Raw genomic sequence first — 18,807 nt, forward strand, 5'->3', positions numbered from 1 at the left:
GGTGCCCGGATTACTGTCGTTGACCGCACTAGGCAGGTCGTCCACCACGTTGACGTCCAGAGAGCCGCTGGCGGTGCTGCCGTCCACATCAGTGGCCAGCACACTGAAATACTCGCTGAGGCTATTGACGCCATTGGCCGTCGGATGGGCATCGTTGCCATTGAGGGTATAGCTGTAGCTGACTACCCCGGTGCCTGCGTCATAACCGGTAACGGTCAAGGTGTTGCCCAGGCCGGTGGCGATGGATTGCGGAAAACCCGCCACCACTCCGCCGCTGATCACGCTGATGCCACCCACGTTCAGGCTCTGCAGACCATCAAGGGCCGTTACAGTAAACGTGCCGCTCTGAGTCAACGCAGGGGTATCCGGGCCGCTGCCAGTGGTCAGGTTCTTCTCGTAAACGGTGAGTTCGCCACCATTGACCTCCAGGCCGTTCAAGGTCACCGAATCGTCATTGTTGTGCACCTGCAGCACCAGATTGGCCGTACTGGGGTCGCCATCGGCGTCGGTCAGGGTGTAGGTGAAGGTGTCGGTAGCATTGCCGCCCCCGCCCAGCGCGAGGAACGCAGGGTCGGTGGGATGCAAGGTATAGGTGTACGAACCATCCGCTGCCAGCACCAGGGTGCCATAGGTTCCAGTGAAGGTGCCGGCCGTGATCGGCCCGGAAGCGACCCGGTCGGCGCCCTGCACGTCGTTGCCCAGCACATTGCCTGTCAGGCTCAACAGGCTTTCCGAAGCGGTCCCGGGATTGCTGTCGTTGACCGCCGTGGGCAGGTCGTCCACCACGTTCACATCCAGTGAGGCGCTGGCACTGCTGCCATCCACGTCAGTGGCCACTACATCGAACTGCTCGCCAAGGCTATTGGCACCATTGGCGTTCGGATGGGCATCGTTGCCATTGAGGGTGTAGCTGTAGCTGACCTCTCCGCTGGCCAGGTTGAAACCGGTGATGGTCAGGGTATTGCCCAGGCCAGTGGTGACGCTTTGCGGAAAGCCCGCCGGTACGCCGCCGCTGACCACGGTGATACCGCCGACAGTCAAGGTTTGCAGGCCGTCCAGGGCGGTCACCGTGAAGGTGCCGCTCTGGGTCAGGGCCGGGGTATCCGGGCCGCTGCCGGTGGTCAGGTTCTTCTCATAGACAGTGAGCTCGCCTCCCTCGACCTCCAAGCCCCGCAGCAGCACAGGGTCGTCATTGTTGTTCACCTGCAGCACCAGGTTGGCGGTGCTGGCGTCGCCATCGGCATCAGTCAGGGTATAGGCGAAGGTTTCAGTGCCGCTGCCGCCGCCCTTGAGCGCCAGGAAGGCCGGATCGCTGGTGTTCACGCTATAGGTGTAACTACCGTCCGCCGCCAGCACCAGGGTGCCGAAGGTGCCATTGAAGGTGCCGGCAGTAACAGGTCCGGCCGCCACCCGATCAGCGCCCTGCACATCATTGGTCAGCACATTGCCGCTCAGGGTCAGTTGGCTTTCCGAGGCGGTGCCTGCGTTGTTGTCATTGACTGCCGTCGGCACATCGTCGGTGATATTGACGTCAAGGGTGTTGCTGGCCGAGTCGCCATTGCTGTCGATGGCAACCACGCTGAACTGCTCGCTCAGGCTGTTGGTGCCATCCGCCGCAGAGTGCAGATCATTGCCATTGAGGGTGTAGCTGTAGCTGACCACCCCGGTGGCCGCGTTGAAGCCGGTGATGGTCAGGGTATTGCCCAGGCCGGTGGCGATGGATTGTGGAAAAGCCGCCGCCACGCCGCCGCTGACCACATTGATGCCACCGACATTCAGACTGAACAGCCCATCCGGGGCCGAGACTGTGAAAGTGCCACTCTGGGTCAGGGCCGCCGGATTGCTTGCCGAGCCCTGCTCCAGGTTGGCTTCATTGACCGTGAGTTCACCGCCCTCCACCGCAAGCCCACTCAGGCTCACCGGGTTGTTGGGGGTTGCACCATTGATCGGCAGCAGGCCATCGATGCGCTCAGGGACAAATTCGGGGATGCCATTGAAGCCCGCTGTCGGAAAGCCGATCACCGGCTCGACCCGGCCCCCGACTTCCTCCAGCAGAACAAAGCTGTGACCGCCGCCCTCGGCACCCGGCGCGCCACCGGTACCGGTGGGGCCCGCCGCAGTGGCTTCGGCGGTTTGGGTTGGGTCATCACCGGCGGCAATGGCTTGTTGCAGTTGTTCGACATCGCTCAGTTGCGCATCGCTGGGTGCCAGCACTTGCGGGGTATCGACCTGAGTGGCCTGCTGGTCAAGCAACTGCGCCGTCAGTTGCTGGCTGCTGTCACGGCCCAGGGTCAGATCCTGGCCATTTTGCAGATGCACTGCCACCGCACCTTCGGCTCCAGTGACCAACTGCTCACCGACAAACAGCCGGTCCCCCTCCACCAGGAGACGACGGGCGCCATCCGCGCCTACCGCGTAAACCTGCCCGATCACCTTGGTCACAATGCCGATTAACGTTGCCATGTGCACTCCTCCGATGCCGAGAACAATCGGCATCCGCTTGCTAGCGGCAGCGCAGACAGCGTTAACCCGTGGTTGAACAGACCCTGTGCCTGGCCGCTCCGCCCCCATGGCGAAGCGCGCCAGTCTTGATGTCCCGCCCTCCCTTGCTACCAGTCGGACGGCTGATACCGCAGGGCGCCGGACAAAACAGCCTCATCCGTGCCTTCGGATCGCTCACCAACTACATTGTGCGAAACAGGTCAAAAGGCGAAATCGCCAAAAAAATGCCGCCATATCCTGTTCCGTACCTTCTTCCTTGTAACCACTTCCCCGCCCTGAACTACCTGAAATTTGAACGTCCCCAGAAACTTCAGGAAATGCCTCAACGCCTGAAAATTCCGGGCTTGCGATTGGAACAATGTCTTGCTTTGACAAACATGCATAAGTTTTTTTTGGCATAAAACTTATGAATTTTTTTTCTTAGCTATCCTTCTGGATGTTCTTAGCTCTGTTGTAAACAAGATGAGACGGTTAAGTCTCAATTTTTTAGTCATATTTTTGACGAAAACACTGTTTCACTGGATCAGGGAGAGACACCCATGCGCGTTTTCACCCCCCTCAGCGGTGCAATTCTTTTGGCCTCAATCTGCGTCAGCCCGGCTCAGGCCATGTCTTTGACTGAAGCCATCCAGAGCACTCTGGACAATCACCCTGAACTTCGCGCCAGCCAGAACAACCGGCTGTCTGCCGATGAGGATGTGAAGGTGGCCAAGGGTGGCTTCTATCCCAGCCTGGACCTCAATGCCGGCTACGGCCGTGGCTACAGCGACAACAGCACCACCCGCGGCTATGGGGTGGCACGCGGTACCGGCAACCACAACACCGAGACCCTGAATTACACCCAGTCGGAATTGCGCCTGCGGCAGATGCTCTTCGACGGCTTCAACACGGCCAATGAAGTGGGCCGCACCCAGTCGGTGGTCAACTCCCGGGCCTACTTCACCCGCGGCACCGCCGAAAGCCTCGCCCTGCGCACCATCGAGGTGTACCTGGAGGTGCTCAAGCGCCGTGAACTCTTGACCCTGGCCAAGAACAACCTGCAGGCCCACCTGCGGGTCAACGACCAGATCGGCCTGCGCAGCCAGCAAGGCGTGGGCAGTACCGCCGACCTCGACCAGTCCAAGGCCCGGCGTGCCCTGGCGGAGAACAACTACGACACCGCTCAGGTCGACCTGGCCGATGCCGAGGCCAACTTCTACAGCGCAGTCGGACGCTTGCCCGACGAGCTGGAAAGCCTGCCGTCGATCCGCGGCGAAATCCCGCAGAACCTCAACGACGCCAAGCAGAGCATGCTGCTGAACAACCCCTACCTGAAGTCCGCCCAGGCTGACATCCAGGCGGCGGAGAGTCAGTACGAAGTGGCCAAGTCGCCCTTCTATCCACGCTTCGACGCCGAGGCCGCAGTCAACGCCAACGACAATGTGCAGGGCGACCTGGGCCACGACAACGAATGGCGGGTCGGGGTGATCATGAACTACAACCTGTTCCGCGGCGGCAGTGACAAGGCCCGCCTGCAGTCCAACGCGCACAAGATCAACCAGGCCATGGACATCCGCAACAACGCCCTGCGCATGCTCAACGAAAACATCACCCTGGCCTGGAACGCCATGCTCAACGCCAAGAAACAGACCCCCACCGCCCGGGAATATGCGGAAACCACCACCCGGGTGCGGGCCGCTTATCAGGACCAGTTCGGCCTCGGCCAACGCACCCTGCTCGACGTTCTGGACAGTGAAAATGAGCTGTACAACGCCAACCGCCGCTACACCGAAGTGCGCTACACCGAAGAGTTCTCCATGTACCGGGTACTGGCCAACATGGGCGAACTGCTGAGCAAGGAAAAAGTCGTGGTACCGGCCGAAGCCATCGCCCAAAGCGAAGTGAAAAGCGAGGCGCGCCTGCCGGAAATGAAGTAGTCCCGTGGAGGACTCGATTTGACCAGCCTCGAACCCGGGAGCCCGCACGCCGATCCGCGTGCCAGCTTCGATGACCCGCTGTTGGACGGATTACTGATCCTGTGCCGACTCCACGGCTGCAACGTCAGCCGGGGCAGCCTCAGCGCAGGCCTGCCCCTGGACAAGCAACGCCTGAGCCTCGACCTGCTGCCCCGGGCCGCGGCCCGGGCCAGCCTTCAGGCTCGTCTGCTGCGCCGGGAACTGGGGGCGATATCCGCTCTCAACCTGCCGGTGCTGCTGATCCTCCAAGGCGGTCGTTGCGCGGTGCTCAGGCGCTGGGGCGAGGATGGCCAGGCCCTGATCCTGCCCAGCGAGGCCGAAGGTGGCGAGCAGTGGGTGAGCCGCGATGAACTGGCCCGGGAATACAGCGGCCAGGCCCTGTTCGCCCGCCCCCGCCATGAACTCGAAGACCTGCGCAGCCCCCTGGTGCCCAGGGTCGACGCCTGGTTTCGCGACACCCTGAAGCTCTCGCGCTGGCTCTACAGCGACGCCATTCTCGCCAGCCTCCTGATCAACCTGCTGGGCCTGATGGTGCCGCTGTTCGTGATGCAGACCTACGATCGGGTAGTGCCCAACCAGGCCACCTCGACCCTCTGGGTGCTGACCCTGGGCCTGCTGCTGGGCACCGGCTTCGAGCTGGTGTTGCGGGTGGTACGGGCCCACCTGCTGGACCAGGCCGGGAAAAAGACCGACGTGATCCTCTCCGCCACCCTGTTCGAACGCATCACCGGCATGAACATGAAGGCCCGACCAGCCACCATCGGCGGCTTTGCCCAAAGCATCCACGACTTCCAGGGCCTGCGGGAGTTTCTGACGGCCGTGACCCTGACCAGCCTGATCGACCTGCCCTTCGCCCTGCTGATGCTGGTGGTGATCGGCCTGCTCGGGGGCTGGCTGGTGGTGATCCCGATACTCGCGTTCCCCATCACCATCGTCTTCGCCATGCTGATCCAGGTGCGCCTGCGGGACACCGTGCAAAAAAGCCTGGCCCTGGGTGCCGAACGTCAGGCGCTGTTGATCGAGACCCTCGGCGGCCTGGAAACCCTCAAGGCCTGCAGTGCCGAAAGCGAACGCCAGCACAAGTGGGAAAGCACCCACGGCGCCCTGACCCGCCTCGACAGCCACGCCCGCAACCTCTCGGCCCTGGCCACCAACGGCACCCTGTTCATTCAGCAGTTGTCCGGCATGGCCACCATCGTCGCCGGGGTCTACAGCATCATCGCCGGCAACCTCAGCGTCGGCGCCCTGGTGGCCACCTATATGCTCGGAAGTCGGGTCCTGGCGCCATTGGGACAGATCGCCGGGCTGATCACCCGCTACCAACAGGCGCAGTTGACCATGCGCAGCACCGACGCCTTGATGGCCCTGCCCCAGGAACGCGATGCCCGTCAGCGGCCTCTGGAGCGCACCCAGTTGCACGGCGCCCTGGAAGTCAGCCGAGTGAGCTTTCGCTACCCCGGGCAAAGCACCCCTGCGCTGAACACCATCAGTTTCAGCCTCAAGCCCGGAGAGCGGGTCGGCATCATCGGCCGCAGCGGCTCGGGGAAAAGTACCCTGGCCCGGTTGCTGATGGGTTTTCTCACCCCGGAGGAAGGCCAACTGCTGCTGGACGGCCTGGACCTGCGGCAACTGGACGTGGCCGACCTGCGTCAGCAGATCGGCTACGTCGCCCATGACCTGCCGCTGCTGGCCGGCAGCCTGCGGGACAACCTGACCCTGGGCGCGCGCTACATCAGCGATGCCCGAATGCTCGAAGTCGCCGAGCTCACCGGGGTCACCGAACTGGCCCGCGCCCACCCCCAAGGCTTCGACCGACCGGTGGGTGAACGTGGGCAACTGCTGTCCGGCGGCCAGCGCCAAGCGGTGCTGCTGGCCCGGGCCCTGCTGCTGGACCCGCCGATCCTGCTGCTGGACGAACCCACCAGCGCCATGGACAACAGCAGCGAAGACGCACTGCGTCAGCGCCTGCATGCCAAGGTCCAGGGCAAGACTCTGCTGCTGGTGACCCACCGCACTTCGATGCTCAGCCTGGTGGACCGCCTGGTGGTTCTGGACGAAGGACGGATCGTCGCCGACGGACCGAAAGACGCGGTTATCGATGCACTGCGCAAGGGCCGTGTTGGCTCTGCAGCCGTCTAGGAGTGCCGAGCATGTCTACACCATCGTCACCCCGCAGTTACCTGGGCAGTTTTCGCCGAAGCGCGGAAAGCGAATTCATGCCGGAAACCGCAGAAGCCTCGTTGCAAGACTCGCCCCGCAGATCACGGTTGACAGTCTGGATCGCCGCCGCGCTAATCCTCTGCGCACTGGTATGGGCCAGGTTCGCGGTGCTCCAGGAAGTCACCACGGGCGAAGGCAAGGCCATTCCTTCGAGCAAGATCCAGGTGATCCAGAATCTGGAAGGTGGCATTGTCACCGAGATTTTCGTCCGCGAGGGGCAGATGGTGGACAAGGGCCAGACCCTGCTGCGCCTGGATGACACGCGCTTTCGCTCGAACAAGGGCGAGAGCGAGGCGGATCGCTTCGCCTTGATGGCCCAGGTCGAGCGTCTGTCCGCCGAAGCCGAAGGCAAGCCCTTCACCCCATCCGCCGAAGTGCTGAGCAAGGCGCCGCAAGTGGCGGAAGACGAACGCTCTCTGTACGACCAGCGCCAACGGCGCCTGGCCAGCGAGCAGCGCACCCTCAGCGAACAGTTGCGGCAGAAGACCCAGGAACTGGCGGAATTTCGCTCCAAGCAGGGGCAATACAGCTCCAGCCTGGCCCTGCTCAATCAAGAGATGAACATGTCGGCCCCCCTGGTGGGCACTGGCGCCGTGTCACCGGTGGAAATCCTGCGGCTCAAGCGCAGCGCGGTAGAGATTCGCGGCTCCCTGGACGCCACCACCCTGGCCATTCCACGGGCCGAATCGGCCATCAACGAGATCAAGAGCAAGATCGATGAATCGGTGCAGACCTTCCGCTCCGATGCCGCCAAGGAACTCAACGAGAAACGCACTGACCTGTCGAAGATCACCGCGTCGGGGATCGCCATCGATGACCGGGTCAACCGCACCACGGTGGTATCGCCCGTGCACGGCGTGATCAAGCTGCTCAAGGTCAACACCATCGGCGGCGTAGTCCAGCCCGGCAGCGACCTGGTGGAAATCGTCCCCATGGAAGACAACCTGCTGATTGAGGCCAAGGTCCGGCCTCAGGATGTGGCGTTCCTGCACCCCGGACAGAAAGCCATGGTCAAGTTCAGCGCCTATGACTACACCATCTACGGCGGCCTGAGCGCCAAGCTGGAGTTGATCGGCGCCGACACCGTCACCGACGACAAGGGCAACAGCTTCTATCTGATCCAGGTACGCACCGACAAGAACCACCTGGGGGGCGACGCCAATCCACTGCTGATCATCCCCGGCATGGTGGCCACGGTGGACATCATCACCGGCGAGAAAAGCGTGCTGGACTACCTGCTCAAGCCCGTGCTCAAGGCCCGCACCGAAGCCATGCGCGAACGCTGACTGCCGGCTACGTAGGAGCCGGCTGGCCGGCGAAGAGGCCCTCTGACTTTGCCGCAGACTTGAGAGTGCTTTCACGGACAAGCCCGCACCTGAAGGCAAGACGTCAGGGTTTGGCGCCGTGGTTGCGTTGGTAGGTGTCTTCGCCCATCGCCGCGATCTGCCCTTCGATCAGGGCCTCGAAGGGGCGCAGCAAGGGCTCGAAGGAGGCCGGCGCCTCCAGTACCTGCAACGCCTGGACAATGGCTTCCAGGGTCGACAGCGCACCCGGTCCCGGGGCTTTGCGCAGGCGATAGCGCGAGGGCGTCGCGGCGGCCAGGGTCACTCGCGGCAAGGCCGCCAGCAGCGGATTGAGGTGCAACAGCTTGCGGGCCTTGCGCCAGGTACCGTCGGGCACCACCAGCAGCAGCGGTTCATCGGTCTCGGCATAGGCCTGCAGCGGCTGGGCATCGTCCGCCGGGAACAGCAGGCAGGCCCGGTATCCGGGTTGAGCGAGCAGCGTCGGCAAATCCTCGAACACCTCACCCACCCGCAACTGCGCATTGTGCAGCCCCAGGGCCGCCAGCCGCGCCGTGTTCAAGGCGTGGTTGACCTCACTGGGATGCTGCAGCAGCAACACCCGGGTGCGGCTGGGCAAATCCGGGATCAGCGGGCACAAACAATGGCCTGTGGGACGCAGGCAACGCTCGCAGCGTGCTCGGGACATGGGAATTCCTTATGACTGGTTGAGCTGGGCCTTGAGCAGATCGCGAAAGGTCTGGATCAGGGGTTCACGGCCCCGGCCACGACGCATGATCAGGGAGAACGGCGCCTGGTAGCCGAACGTTGCCGGCAGCAGCACCCGCAGGTCGCCCTTGTCGGCCCAGGCCTGGGCATAGTGTTCCGGCAGGTAGCCGATGTAGGCGCCGGACAGCACCAGGATCAACTGCGCCTCCATGCTTTCGACAGTCGCCGCGCTGTGCTTGAAGCCGTGCCGGGCCAGTTCCGCCTGGCTCCAGTAGCCACGGCCGACCATGCGCTGCTGGGTGATGACCTGCTCGGGGATGCGCCGCTCGCTGTACAGCGGATGCCGGTTGCTGCAGTACAGCCAGTGCTGCTCGCGGTACAGCGGCATGTACACCAGGCCGCTCATGCGCGTGGAAAAGGCGCCGATGGCCAGGTCCAGGCGGTTGTCCTGGACCCCCAGTTGCAGTTCGTGGGGGCTCATCACCGACAGGTGCAAATGCACCGCCGGATGCTCCTGGCTATAGGCGCCGATGGCCTCGGCGAACGGCAGGGCCTTGTCGCTGACGGTGGAATCGATCACCCCCAGGTTCAGGGTGCCGCGCAACTCGCCCTTGAGGGCCGCGGCGTACTGTTCGAAGCCCTCCAGCTCCCCCAGCAGACGCAAGGTCTCCTGGTGGAACAGCTCACCCTTGCTGGTCAGGCTGAACCCGCCACGGCCACGGTGGCAGAGCACCAGCCCGAGGGCGCCTTCGAGCTGGCTCATGTAGGTGCTGATGGCCGACGTCGAGAGATTGAGTTCGTGCTGGGCATTGGCGAACCCCTGATGGCGCACCACGCTGACGAAGATGCGCAATAGTTTCAGATCAGGTAAAGCGTTGGCCATGACAGGCTCCGATAACAGGCAAAACGACCACTTCCCTGTAACAAGTGCGCGTGCTCGTGCCGCGCGATGAAGCAGACCCGATGCCATCCATGCCCACGTTCAATCGCCCCCGTCACCCGGATAACGCTGCTTGCACCAGCAGAAGGGGGCAGGCTGCCACGCTTCGCAGGGCGTTGGCAGCAGCGCGAGAGTCTAGCGCGGCCCTGGCCATTAGTTTAGAAAAATCTGAACTAAGTATTTGTCCGTAGCGATTCTTTCCCCGAACTACATTTCGCAGAATCGGCCCAATCGGTTGAACGGGCGATACCTGCTGCGCCCTCAGCCCCATAAATATAAAACAACGATGAGGCCTATCCCGTGGACAAGATTCTCCACCAACCACTGGGCGGCAACGAAATGCCGCGCTTCGGCGGCATCGCCACCATGATGCGTCTTCCCCATCTGCAATCCGCCGCCGGCCTGGACGCTGCGTTCGTCGGCGTGCCTCTGGACATCGGCACCTCGCTGCGCGCCGGCACCCGTTTCGGCCCGCGGGAAATCCGCGCCGAGTCGGTGATGATCCGCCCTTACAACATGGCCACCGGTGCCGCTCCGTTCGACTCGCTGTCGGTGGCCGACATCGGCGACGTGGCAATCAACACCTTCAACCTGCTGGACGCGGTGCGCATCATCGAAGAAGCCTATGACGGCATCCTCGAACACAACGTGATTCCCCTGACCCTGGGCGGCGACCACACCATCACCCTGCCGATCCTGCGGGCCATCCACAAGAAACACGGCAAGGTCGGGCTGGTGCACATCGATGCCCACGCGGACGTCAACGACCACATGTTCGGCGAGAAGATCGCCCACGGCACCACCTTCCGCCGCGCCGTGGAAGAAGGCCTGCTGGACTGCGACCGCGTGGTGCAGATCGGCCTGCGCGCCCAGGGCTATACCGCCGAAGACTTCAACTGGAGCCGCAAGCAGGGCTTCCGTGTGGTCCAGGCCGAAGAGTGCTGGCACAAATCCCTGGAACCGCTGATGGCCGAAGTCCGTGAAAAGGTCGGCAACGGTCCGGTGTACCTGAGTTTCGACATCGACGGCATCGACCCGGCCTGGGCTCCAGGCACCGGCACCCCGGAAATCGGCGGTTTGACCACCATCCAGGCCATCGAGATCGTCCGTGGCTGCCAGGGCCTGGACCTGGTGGGCTGCGACCTGGTGGAGGTTTCGCCGCCTTACGACACCACCGGCAACACCTCGCTGCTGGGTGCCAACCTGCTGTACGAAATGCTCTGCGTACTGCCCGGCGTGGCCCACCGCTGAGTCTCGGCCCTGGGAGGGCTGGTGCCGCGCTCAAGCACGAGCGCGGCCATGGAACCGTCATGCAAAGGAGCGCAACACCTTAGCCAACGTGGTCGGAGCAGATCATGAATAACAATAAAGAAAACAGCCTTAACGACATGAACAACGGGGACGCCCAGATTCCCGCCCCTCGACGCAGCACCCTGTACGACCTCTCTCGAAACAGGCCCCCCTTGGCCTGACCTGCCCCAGCAACCGCAGCTCTTCCGGAAGACCGGCCTCCACTGGTCAACGGGGTGACCGTCCGCATCGGCGGGTGGCAACAACAATAACAACTTGCTTGTGAGGACCCGAACATGGGCTTGGATATTCTCGTAGTACTGATTTATGCCGCCGGCATGATCACCCTGGGCTGGTACGGCATGCGCCGGGCCAAGACCCGTGATGACTATCTGGTAGCCGGCCGCAACCTCGGGCCGGGCTTCTACCTGGGGACCATGGCGGCCACCGTACTGGGCGGCGCCTCGACCATCGGCACCGTACGCCTGGGCTACGTCCACGGCATTTCCGGCTTCTGGCTTTGCGGCGCCATCGGCCTGGGCATCGTCGGACTCAGCCTGTTTCTGGCCAAACCCTTGCTGAAACTGAAGATCTACACCGTCACCCAAGTGCTGGAGCGCCGCTACAACCCCGCGGCACGCCACGCCAGCGGACTGATCATGCTGGTCTACGCACTGATGATCGGCGCCACCTCCACCATTGCCATTGGGACAGTGATGCAGGTGCTGTTCGGCTTGCCATTCTGGGTATCGATCCTGGTGGGCGGCGGTGTGGTGGTGCTCTACTCGACCATCGGCGGCATGTGGTCGCTGACCCTGACCGACATCGTGCAGTTCCTGATCATGACCATCGGCCTGGTGTTCCTGCTGATGCCGCTGTCCATCGTCGACGCCGGCGGCTGGGACAGCCTGGTGGCCAAGTTGCCGGCCAGCTACTTCGACTTCACCGCCATCGGCTGGGACACCATCCTCACCTACTTCCTGATCTACTTCTTCGGCATCTTCATCGGCCAGGACATCTGGCAACGAGTGTTCACCGCCCGCAGCGAAGGAGTAGCCAAGATTGCAGGGACCGCGGCCGGCATCTATTGCGTGCTGTACGGCCTGGCCGGCGCGCTGATCGGCATGGCCGCCAAGGTGCTGCTGCCGGATCTGGACAACGTCAACAATGCCTTCGCCAGCATCGTCCAGACCAGCCTGCCCAACGGCGTTCGCGGCCTGGTGATTGCCGCGGCTCTGGCAGCCCTGATGTCCACCGCCAGCGCCGGCCTGCTGGCGGCCTCCACCACCGTGACCCAGGACCTGTTGCCGCGGCTGCGCGGTGGCCGTGAAAGCGGCAATGGCGACGTGCACGAAAACCGCATCGCGACGTTGCTGCTGGGCGTTGTGGTGCTGGGTATCGCCCTGGTAGTGAGCGACGTGATCAGTGCCCTGACCCTGGCCTACAACCTTTTGGTGGGCGGCATGCTGATTCCGCTGATCGGCGCCATCTACTGGAAACGCGCCACCACGGCCGGGGCCATCACCAGCATGTCTCTAGGCTTCATGACCGCGCTGTTCTTCATGTTCAAGGACGGCCTGGACGCCAACACACCGATTTACTACAGCCTGGCCGTGGGCCTGGTGAGTTTCGTGGTGGTGAGCCTGGTCTCCCGGCGCTCGGTGCCTCTGGCCAATGCGATCTGACCTGAAGTCAGACGCCTGAAGTTTTCTTCGACGGGTGCGGCGTCGGTGGCCGCACCCGTTTTTTTCGTCCACGAAAAAGTGCCACAACGCCGGATGACGCTCGCTTCAGCCCGATCCAGGAAGCCGCCCACTGGACGAGCGGTCACCACCGCCGGAAAAAACCTCTGCTGTAATCTGATTCAGCGACGACTGTTACTGAACAGTACAAGGATCGCTGGCAGCCTCAGGGCACGCTATCGCTTCACCCTTGGACGGGGTCATAAAACAATCAGAACCTCTCCCCTGCCCCGAGGTGTTTATGGACCGTTTCGACATCCAGCCAAGCATCCGCGTTGATCCAGACCTTGATCGGTACCGGATCAACTCCATCAGCAAACTCAGCCAGGTGATCCTGGAAAAGACCCGCGCCGACGCTGCCCGTCCCGCCTGACCTGCTCGCTCCTCGGGAGTAACGCGATGAAACGGGCCGAAGCACGCGTGGCCGTACACCTGCTCATCCGTCGGGGGCTGGATGAACGCACCGACTTCGATGACCAAAGCGCTCTGCAAGCACTCGGACTCGACCGGGAGGATATCGAAGCGCTGCTCTGGCGCCTGGAGGACAGGTTCGATCTCTGCATCTCCCCCCGGGAAGAGCAGCGAGCGCTCTGGCGCCTGGAAAAGGTCGACGACCTGGTGCAATGGTTGCTGGAAAAGTCCCGGCAAAATCAGGATTGACCCGATTGCCTCGGGTGGATGGCCGAGCGACTGCCGGCCAGAAAACCCTGGCGAGAGCCGGAGTCTGCACTCCGCTCTCGCCCTGAGCTCAACGACGACGTTGCTGACGGCGCCGCAGTTCTTCGTCGGTAGGAATCGGCACCGGTTGCAGCGGTGGCTCGATCAGGCCCAGTGCGACACCAAGGTCGTGCAGCCAGCTTTGCAGTTTGTCTTTCATAGTGCCCCCTCAGGGTCGTGCCGAGCGGCGATACTGCGCCGCCTCAAGCAGATAATAGTCCTAACTTTTCCCGCGCGCTGCCTCGCAATAGCAATGAACTGTTACTGGATTGAAGCGAATCGGCCAAGGCTATTCAGCCATTGGCCCGCAGCGCCTGTGCCGCCTGCCCGACAGGCGCATGGGCAGCGGCTTATAGAAAGCGCTTGATCCGCCGACGCAGCCATTGCTCGGCGCTGACAAAGGTGATGCCCAACAACACCAGCAGCGCCCCCAGCACAAAGTTGAGGCTCAAGGGTTCACCCAGCAACAGCACGCCGAAGGTCACGCCAAACATCGGTGTCATGAACGAAAACACCGCCAGGTTCGCCGCCAGATAGCGACGCAGCAGCCAGAACCAGGTCAGGTAGCTGAAGAACGACACCACCAGCCCCTGGAACAACACACTGGCCACGGCCACCGGGGTCAGGCTGACCTGGGTCACCTGGCCGCTGAGCACCGCAATCAGCAGCAGGCCGACGAACCCGACGATCAACTGATAGAACAGGGTCAGTGTGGCTGGCGCTTCCGACAATCGCGAGGCGCGTACCACCACCGTGGTCGCGCCCCAGGCCAGCCCCGCCAGTAATCCCAATACATCGCCCAGGAGCATGCGCCGATCCAGATTGTCCAGGGAGATTCCACCGGCAAAGGCGATGCTGATGCCAATGAAAGCAAGGATGATCCCCAACCATTGCAACGGCCGCAGCCGCTCACTGGGCAGCAACCAATTGACCCCAAGGGCAGTGAAGATCGGGGCGGTGTAGAGGAACACCGACATATGCGCGGCGCTCGTCAGCTTCAGCCCCTCGGCAATGAACAGGAACTCCAGGCCGAACAGGGCGCCGGCCAGTAAACCGCCGCGCCAGGTACTGGAGACCTGGGACCAGCCCCCTTTCCAGCACATCAGCAGGGCCACCAGCAGCGCCGAAATCCCGGAACGAGCAGCCGCCTGCATCACCGGGGCAATATCCGCCGCCGCCCATTTGATCATCACCTGCTGCACGCCCCAGATCAGGCACAACCCCAGCATCACCTGCAGGGCAAAACCATCGGCGTTGCGCCGCTCGATGCTCACCGCAGTCCCTCAGATTGATTCATCGACATGACAGCTACCCGCTGTGGAAAAGACAACGCCCCCAGGCGCGCGCCCAGCCGTCGTGCTGCAAGGCCGGCCGCACCAGGAAAGACAGGCAACACGAGACATAGAAGAGGTGGGGCTTTAAGCACATCCACCCCAGAGCGAAACAAGAATCAGCTTAGCTCGATACGATCTGCGTGAATGACAATCTGGCCCTGTTTATAGAGCGCGCCGATGGCCTTCTTGAAGTTGCCTTTACTGACCCCGAACAAACTGCTGATCAAGGCCGGATCGCTCTTGTCGCTGACCGCCAGAGAGCCATTGTTTTCGCGCAACTTGGCGAGGATCTTCGAGTTCAGGCTGGTGGCCGCTTCTTCACCCACCGGTTGCAGACTCAGGCTGATCTTGCCATCGGCCCGCACTTCCTTGATGAACCCCTTCTCTTGCATGCCGGAGCGCAGGAACTTGAACACTTCGTTCTTGTGAATCAGGCCCCAGTGCTTGTTGTTGATGATCGCCTTGAAACCCATGTCGGTGGATTCAGCCACCAACAGGTCGACTTCCTGACCAACCTTGTAGTTAGCCGGAGTCTTGTCCAGGTAGCGGTCCAGGCGAGCCGTGGCCGTGATACGACGGGTGTGCTTGTCCAGATAGACATGCACCACGCAGTACTCGCCGGCATTCATCTGGCGCTTCTCTTCCGAGTAGGGCAGCAGCAGGTCCTTGGGCAATCCCCAATCCAGGAATACCCCGATACTGTTAACTTCGACGACTTTAAGGCTGGCAAACTCGCCAACTTGAACTTTCGGCTTTTCGGTAGTTGCGATTAACTTGTCGGCACTGTCCAGATAAACAAAAACATTCAACCAGTCTTCATCTTCACTGGGAATGTCCTTGGGAATATAACGATTGGGCAGCAATATTTCGCCGTCCGCCCCTCCGTCCAGATACAAACCAAAGTTAGTGTGTTTAACCACTTGCAAACTGTTGTAGCGCCCGACTAAAGCCATTTCCAATACCCTCATTGCGTGGGCGGCATTCTACCTGTTTTCCACGCCCAGGTTGACGCTCCTGAGTCCCGGACCGGAAAATTCCGTGAAGAGCCTTGGTTTTTCTAGCATCACTGGCGCTCAAGCGGCCATTCGTCAGGCCAACAGCGACCTGCCGGGTAAGGGCAAACAGCCACCAGGCCGCATTTTCAGTAACGGGTCTTTATTTAAAACAGCCACTTAGGAAGATGTCAGCAAGATCAACTTAAGGAAAAAGCCCAAAAAACGCCCCTTTGTTTCAGAGGATATTTACCAAGCAATTGTCAAGTATTTCTGATAAGATGCCTGGCCAAATTAATTTTCCCAAAAGGTTAAATGGCCGCCATGCGAGTAAAAGCCTCCAACAGCAAAGCAAAACCAGCTCCCGCCGTTGAAACCAGCGAATCGATCAACGAACAAATCGCGGCCTTCCTGAAATCGGGCGGCGAAATCCAGCAAATTGCCAAAGGCGTCAGCGGCCAGACTTTCGGCCCATCCAAGCAGATCAGCCTCGGCAAAAAGTAATTCCCCCGCATTATCCTGGTCCCTTAGCGCTTTGCCCTCAAAGCGCTAGGACTGGCACCCCTTCTCTCCTCCCCCTAGCACTAAAAGTCGACCAACGGCCCTTATCCGCTGTTCCTGGCCGCTATCCTTTCAGCTCTCTGGATCAATAGTTTCAGCCAACTCCCAGTTCATCACTGCCGGCCTTCCGCCCTGCGACTGAACGGCTGGCAGCCTTCCGGGTTCAGATGCAGGAACCCGAACTCGCAAGGACTCGAACATGGCGCGCCAGTGGCCCCTGCTTATCTCGTTGCTGATCCTCAGCCTGCTGCTCGGCGCCTGCAGCCGAGTCGGCCTGGCCTATCGCAACCTGGATGTAATCATCCCCTGGACCCTCAACGACTACCTGGACATGAACAGCGAGCAGAAAAGCTGGTTCAACCAGCGTCTGCAGCAGCACCTGAGCTGGCATTGCAGCACCCAGTTGCCCGGCTATCTGGACTGGCTCGATCGCCTGCAACTGATGGTGCAGAGCAATCAGGTCAGTGATCAGGACCTGCAAGCACGAACCCGGGAAGCCAAGCAGGCCATCGCCGAGACTGTAAGGCAGATCACCCCTTCCGCTGTAGAACTGCTCCAGGGCCTGGACGACGGGCAAGTCAAAGAGATGAACAACGCCTTCGCCAAGGACCAGCAAGAACACCGCGAGCAGTACCTCACGCCATCACTGGCGCAACAGATCCAGCAGCGCAGTCAGCGCATGAGCAAGCGCCTGAATGCCTGGCTCGGCCCCCTGACCCCCAGCCAGCAACAACGAATCGAGCAATGGTCTGCCTCCCTGGGAGAGCAGAACCAGCAGTGGATCGCCAATCGCGTCCATTGGCAGACGCAATTCAGCGCCGCAGTGGCGCAACGCCGAGACAGCGATTTCCCACAGCGCATCGAGCAGTTGCTGGTCAACCGCGAGAGTCTATGGACAGACGACTACCGCCAGGCCTACGCCCACACCGAACAGGCCGCACGCAGCCTGTTGGTTGACTTGATGGCCGCCAGCAGCGTGGACCAACGCCAGCACCTGCTGAAGAAAATCGACGGTGTACGCAAGGACTTCGCCGCCCTGAAATGCCTGCACAACGCAAGCCAGGGCTAGCATCGCGAAACTAGGCGATCTGCGCCTTGGAGGCCACCTCGTCAAAGGTATCCGCAGCCAGGGCATCAGCCTGTTCATCCAGCACCTGACGCGGGTGATCGTTGCCCGGAATACTGCTGTCGATCAGACACAGCAGGCTTGATCCACGAGGCGTCAGTACAAAGTTCTCGCCGTTGCCGCCCTCTTCCTCGGGCCTGGTTTCAATAAAGCCCCGGTCCAGCAGCAACTTTTCGTACTGGGTGGCGGTGACTTTCAGCTCATCCAGATTGCCAGTGGGCTCACCCTCCGCCTCCTTGGCCGCCGCATGCTGCTCGGCGTAGGGGCGAGGCGTGAAACTGTGGCCGGCGCCGTTCTGCACTTCGTGCAGCAGTCGTTCAATCAGATCCCAGTTATATGTGGTCATTGCGGTTCAACCTCCAGACATGAGAATGAAATGCCGTTCATAGGTTGTGACCGACCGGGTTTTCAGCCGTTCAGGAAATACGCCGCGCCAGCCTGACCCCTGATCGGAAAACCGCTGGGCAGCTTGTCGATCCAGCCCTGCGCCAAACGACTAGCGTGTGTAAGACCCATGCCCCCTGCCTTGAGGAGAAACGCCATGAGCACTACCGATCACCCCGTGGTCTCCCGGGAACAATGGCTGCTCGCACGCAAGCAGCACCTGATCCATGAAAAGGCCTTGACCCGCCAGCGCGACCAGCTCAGTGCCGAGCGACGGGCGCTGCCCTGGGTCAAGATCGACAAGCCCTACCGCTTTCAAGGCCCCGACGGAGCCCTGAGCCTGGCGCAACTGTTCGGCGAGCGTAGCCAGTTGCTGGTCTACCACTTCATGTTCGGCGCCGGCTGGGAAGAAGGCTGCAAGGGCTGCTCCTTTCTTGCGGACCACTTCGACGGCGCCAACCTGCACCTGGCCCATCACGACGTAACGCTGGTGGCTGTCTCCCACGCGCCCTATGCCCAATTCCAGAACTTCCGTCGACGCATGGGCTGGCGCTTCGACTGGTATTCCAGCGCCGGTGACGACTTCAACCAGGACTTCGGTGTCAGCCTCAGCGCCCAGCAGCTAGCCGCGGGCACCGCGACCTACAACTATGAACAGGCCAGTGGCGATGAAGCCGAGTTACCCGGCCTGAGCCTGTTCTATCGCAACGACCAAGGTGAGATTTTTCACACCTACTCCACCTATGCCCGCGGACTGGACCTGCTGGTGGGAGCCTATAACTTCCTCGACCTGACGCCCAAAGGGCGCAATGAAGAGCAGATCATGGACTGGGTCCGCCTCCATGACCGCTACGAACAGACACCCGAAGGCAAGGGAAGCCACCCTTGCTGTGGTGACGCTTAAGATCCTGTTCACCGGCAAGCCGGCTACGGGGCGTTTGTAGGAGCCGGCTGCCGGCGAATCGTACCGACAGGCGATTGGCTCTCACAAACGGCACAAATCTGCGGCAGACTGCAACGTCCGCCCCACAGCGA

General features: G+C 61.7%; 17 protein-coding genes. 10 read left to right on the plus strand and 7 right to left on the minus strand.

What is annotated here, in order from left to right; translation table 11 throughout:
* The coding region (locus Q8O96_RS10365) for a retention module-containing protein (protein WP_305948754.1) at window positions 1–2,463 on the minus strand (2,463 nt) is incomplete at its 3' end.
* Between the two features lie 578 nt (window positions 2,464–3,041).
* On the opposite strand from Q8O96_RS10365, the gene Q8O96_RS10370 reads away from it, so the two are divergent.
* From Q8O96_RS10370 to Q8O96_RS10380, 3 genes are read left to right on the plus strand one after another with little or no spacing between them, the layout of a single operon-like run.
* Window positions 3,042–4,418, plus strand: coding sequence for a TolC family outer membrane protein (locus Q8O96_RS10370; protein ID WP_102861704.1), 1,377 nt, complete (start codon window positions 3,042–3,044; stop codon window positions 4,416–4,418).
* Window positions 4,419–4,436: 18 nt separating this feature from the next.
* Window positions 4,437–6,596 (plus strand): type I secretion system permease/ATPase, encoded by a 2,160-nt coding sequence (locus Q8O96_RS10375; protein WP_250329291.1) that lies wholly within the window; start codon window positions 4,437–4,439, stop codon window positions 6,594–6,596.
* An 11-nt stretch (window positions 6,597–6,607) separates the two neighbouring features.
* Window positions 6,608–7,963 (plus strand): HlyD family type I secretion periplasmic adaptor subunit, encoded by a 1,356-nt coding sequence (locus tag Q8O96_RS10380; protein WP_305948755.1) that lies wholly within the window; start codon window positions 6,608–6,610, stop codon window positions 7,961–7,963.
* A 103-nt stretch (window positions 7,964–8,066) separates the two neighbouring features.
* On the opposite strand, the gene Q8O96_RS10385 is transcribed toward Q8O96_RS10380, so the two are convergent.
* The gene (locus Q8O96_RS10385) at window positions 8,067–8,666 is read right to left on the minus strand and encodes a tRNA-uridine aminocarboxypropyltransferase (RefSeq protein ID WP_102861701.1); all 600 of its coding nucleotides are present in this window, start codon (window positions 8,664–8,666) and stop codon (window positions 8,067–8,069) included.
* 9 nt (window positions 8,667–8,675) lie between these two features.
* Window positions 8,676–9,569 (minus strand): LysR family transcriptional regulator, encoded by an 894-nt coding sequence (locus Q8O96_RS10390; protein ID WP_102861700.1) that lies wholly within the window; start codon window positions 9,567–9,569, stop codon window positions 8,676–8,678.
* A 357-nt stretch (window positions 9,570–9,926) separates the two neighbouring features.
* On the opposite strand from Q8O96_RS10390, the gene speB reads away from it, so the two are divergent.
* The 4 genes from speB (at window position 9,927) to Q8O96_RS10410 (ending at window position 13,318) form a co-directional block, all read left to right on the plus strand.
* The gene (speB, locus tag Q8O96_RS10395) at window positions 9,927–10,877 is read left to right on the plus strand and encodes an agmatinase (RefSeq protein ID WP_011059912.1); all 951 of its coding nucleotides are present in this window, start codon (window positions 9,927–9,929) and stop codon (window positions 10,875–10,877) included.
* A 335-nt stretch (window positions 10,878–11,212) separates the two neighbouring features.
* Window positions 11,213–12,601 (plus strand): sodium:solute symporter, encoded by a 1,389-nt coding sequence (locus Q8O96_RS10400; protein ID WP_115581844.1) that lies wholly within the window; start codon window positions 11,213–11,215, stop codon window positions 12,599–12,601.
* Window positions 12,602–12,899: 298 nt separating this feature from the next.
* Window positions 12,900–13,031, plus strand: coding sequence for a hypothetical protein (locus Q8O96_RS10405; protein WP_277989234.1), 132 nt, complete (start codon window positions 12,900–12,902; stop codon window positions 13,029–13,031).
* Window positions 13,032–13,057: 26 nt separating this feature from the next.
* On the plus strand, window positions 13,058–13,318 hold the full coding sequence (locus Q8O96_RS10410; RefSeq protein ID WP_110595135.1) for a hypothetical protein: 261 nt from the start codon (window positions 13,058–13,060) through the stop codon (window positions 13,316–13,318).
* 88 nt (window positions 13,319–13,406) lie between these two features.
* Here the strand turns inward: Q8O96_RS10410 and Q8O96_RS10415 are convergent, their stop codons facing one another.
* The 3 genes from Q8O96_RS10415 to Q8O96_RS10425 all read right to left on the minus strand — a co-directional run bounded on the left by Q8O96_RS10415 (window position 13,407) and on the right by Q8O96_RS10425 (window position 15,662).
* Window positions 13,407–13,535 (minus strand): PA1414 family protein, encoded by a 129-nt coding sequence (locus Q8O96_RS10415; RefSeq protein ID WP_011059908.1) that lies wholly within the window; start codon window positions 13,533–13,535, stop codon window positions 13,407–13,409.
* A 190-nt stretch (window positions 13,536–13,725) separates the two neighbouring features.
* A complete protein-coding gene (locus Q8O96_RS10420) occupies window positions 13,726–14,649 on the minus strand; it encodes a DMT family transporter (RefSeq protein WP_102878814.1) in 924 nt (307 codons plus the stop codon).
* Window positions 14,650–14,825: 176 nt separating this feature from the next.
* Complete coding sequence (locus Q8O96_RS10425) at window positions 14,826–15,662, minus strand: S1 RNA-binding domain-containing protein (protein WP_060838083.1); 837 nt, start codon at window positions 15,660–15,662, stop codon at window positions 14,826–14,828.
* Window positions 15,663–16,016: 354 nt separating this feature from the next.
* Here Q8O96_RS10425 and Q8O96_RS10430 point away from each other — a divergent pair, with 354 nt between their 5' ends.
* Together Q8O96_RS10430 and Q8O96_RS10435 are read left to right on the plus strand one after the other, a co-directional pair.
* Window positions 16,017–16,205 carry a hypothetical protein gene (locus Q8O96_RS10430; RefSeq protein ID WP_016962619.1) on the plus strand — a complete coding sequence of 63 codons (189 nt, stop codon included), beginning with the start codon at window positions 16,017–16,019 and terminating at the stop codon, window positions 16,203–16,205.
* Window positions 16,206–16,461: 256 nt separating this feature from the next.
* Window positions 16,462–17,331, plus strand: coding sequence for a DUF6279 family lipoprotein (locus Q8O96_RS10435; RefSeq protein WP_305948756.1), 870 nt, complete (start codon window positions 16,462–16,464; stop codon window positions 17,329–17,331).
* Between the two features lie 10 nt (window positions 17,332–17,341).
* Here the strand turns inward: Q8O96_RS10435 and Q8O96_RS10440 are convergent, their stop codons facing one another.
* Window positions 17,342–17,734 (minus strand): transcriptional regulator, encoded by a 393-nt coding sequence (locus tag Q8O96_RS10440; RefSeq protein ID WP_102861695.1) that lies wholly within the window; start codon window positions 17,732–17,734, stop codon window positions 17,342–17,344.
* A gap of 195 nt (window positions 17,735–17,929) precedes the next feature.
* Here Q8O96_RS10440 and Q8O96_RS10445 point away from each other — a divergent pair, with 195 nt between their 5' ends.
* A complete protein-coding gene (locus tag Q8O96_RS10445) occupies window positions 17,930–18,676 on the plus strand; it encodes a thioredoxin family protein (RefSeq protein WP_305948757.1) in 747 nt (248 codons plus the stop codon).
* Window positions 18,677–18,807 lie beyond the last annotated feature (131 nt).

The sequence above is a fragment of the Pseudomonas sp. LPH60 genome, assembly GCF_030718165.1.
GTDB classification, from domain to species: Bacteria; Pseudomonadota; Gammaproteobacteria; order Pseudomonadales; family Pseudomonadaceae; genus Aquipseudomonas; species Aquipseudomonas danubii.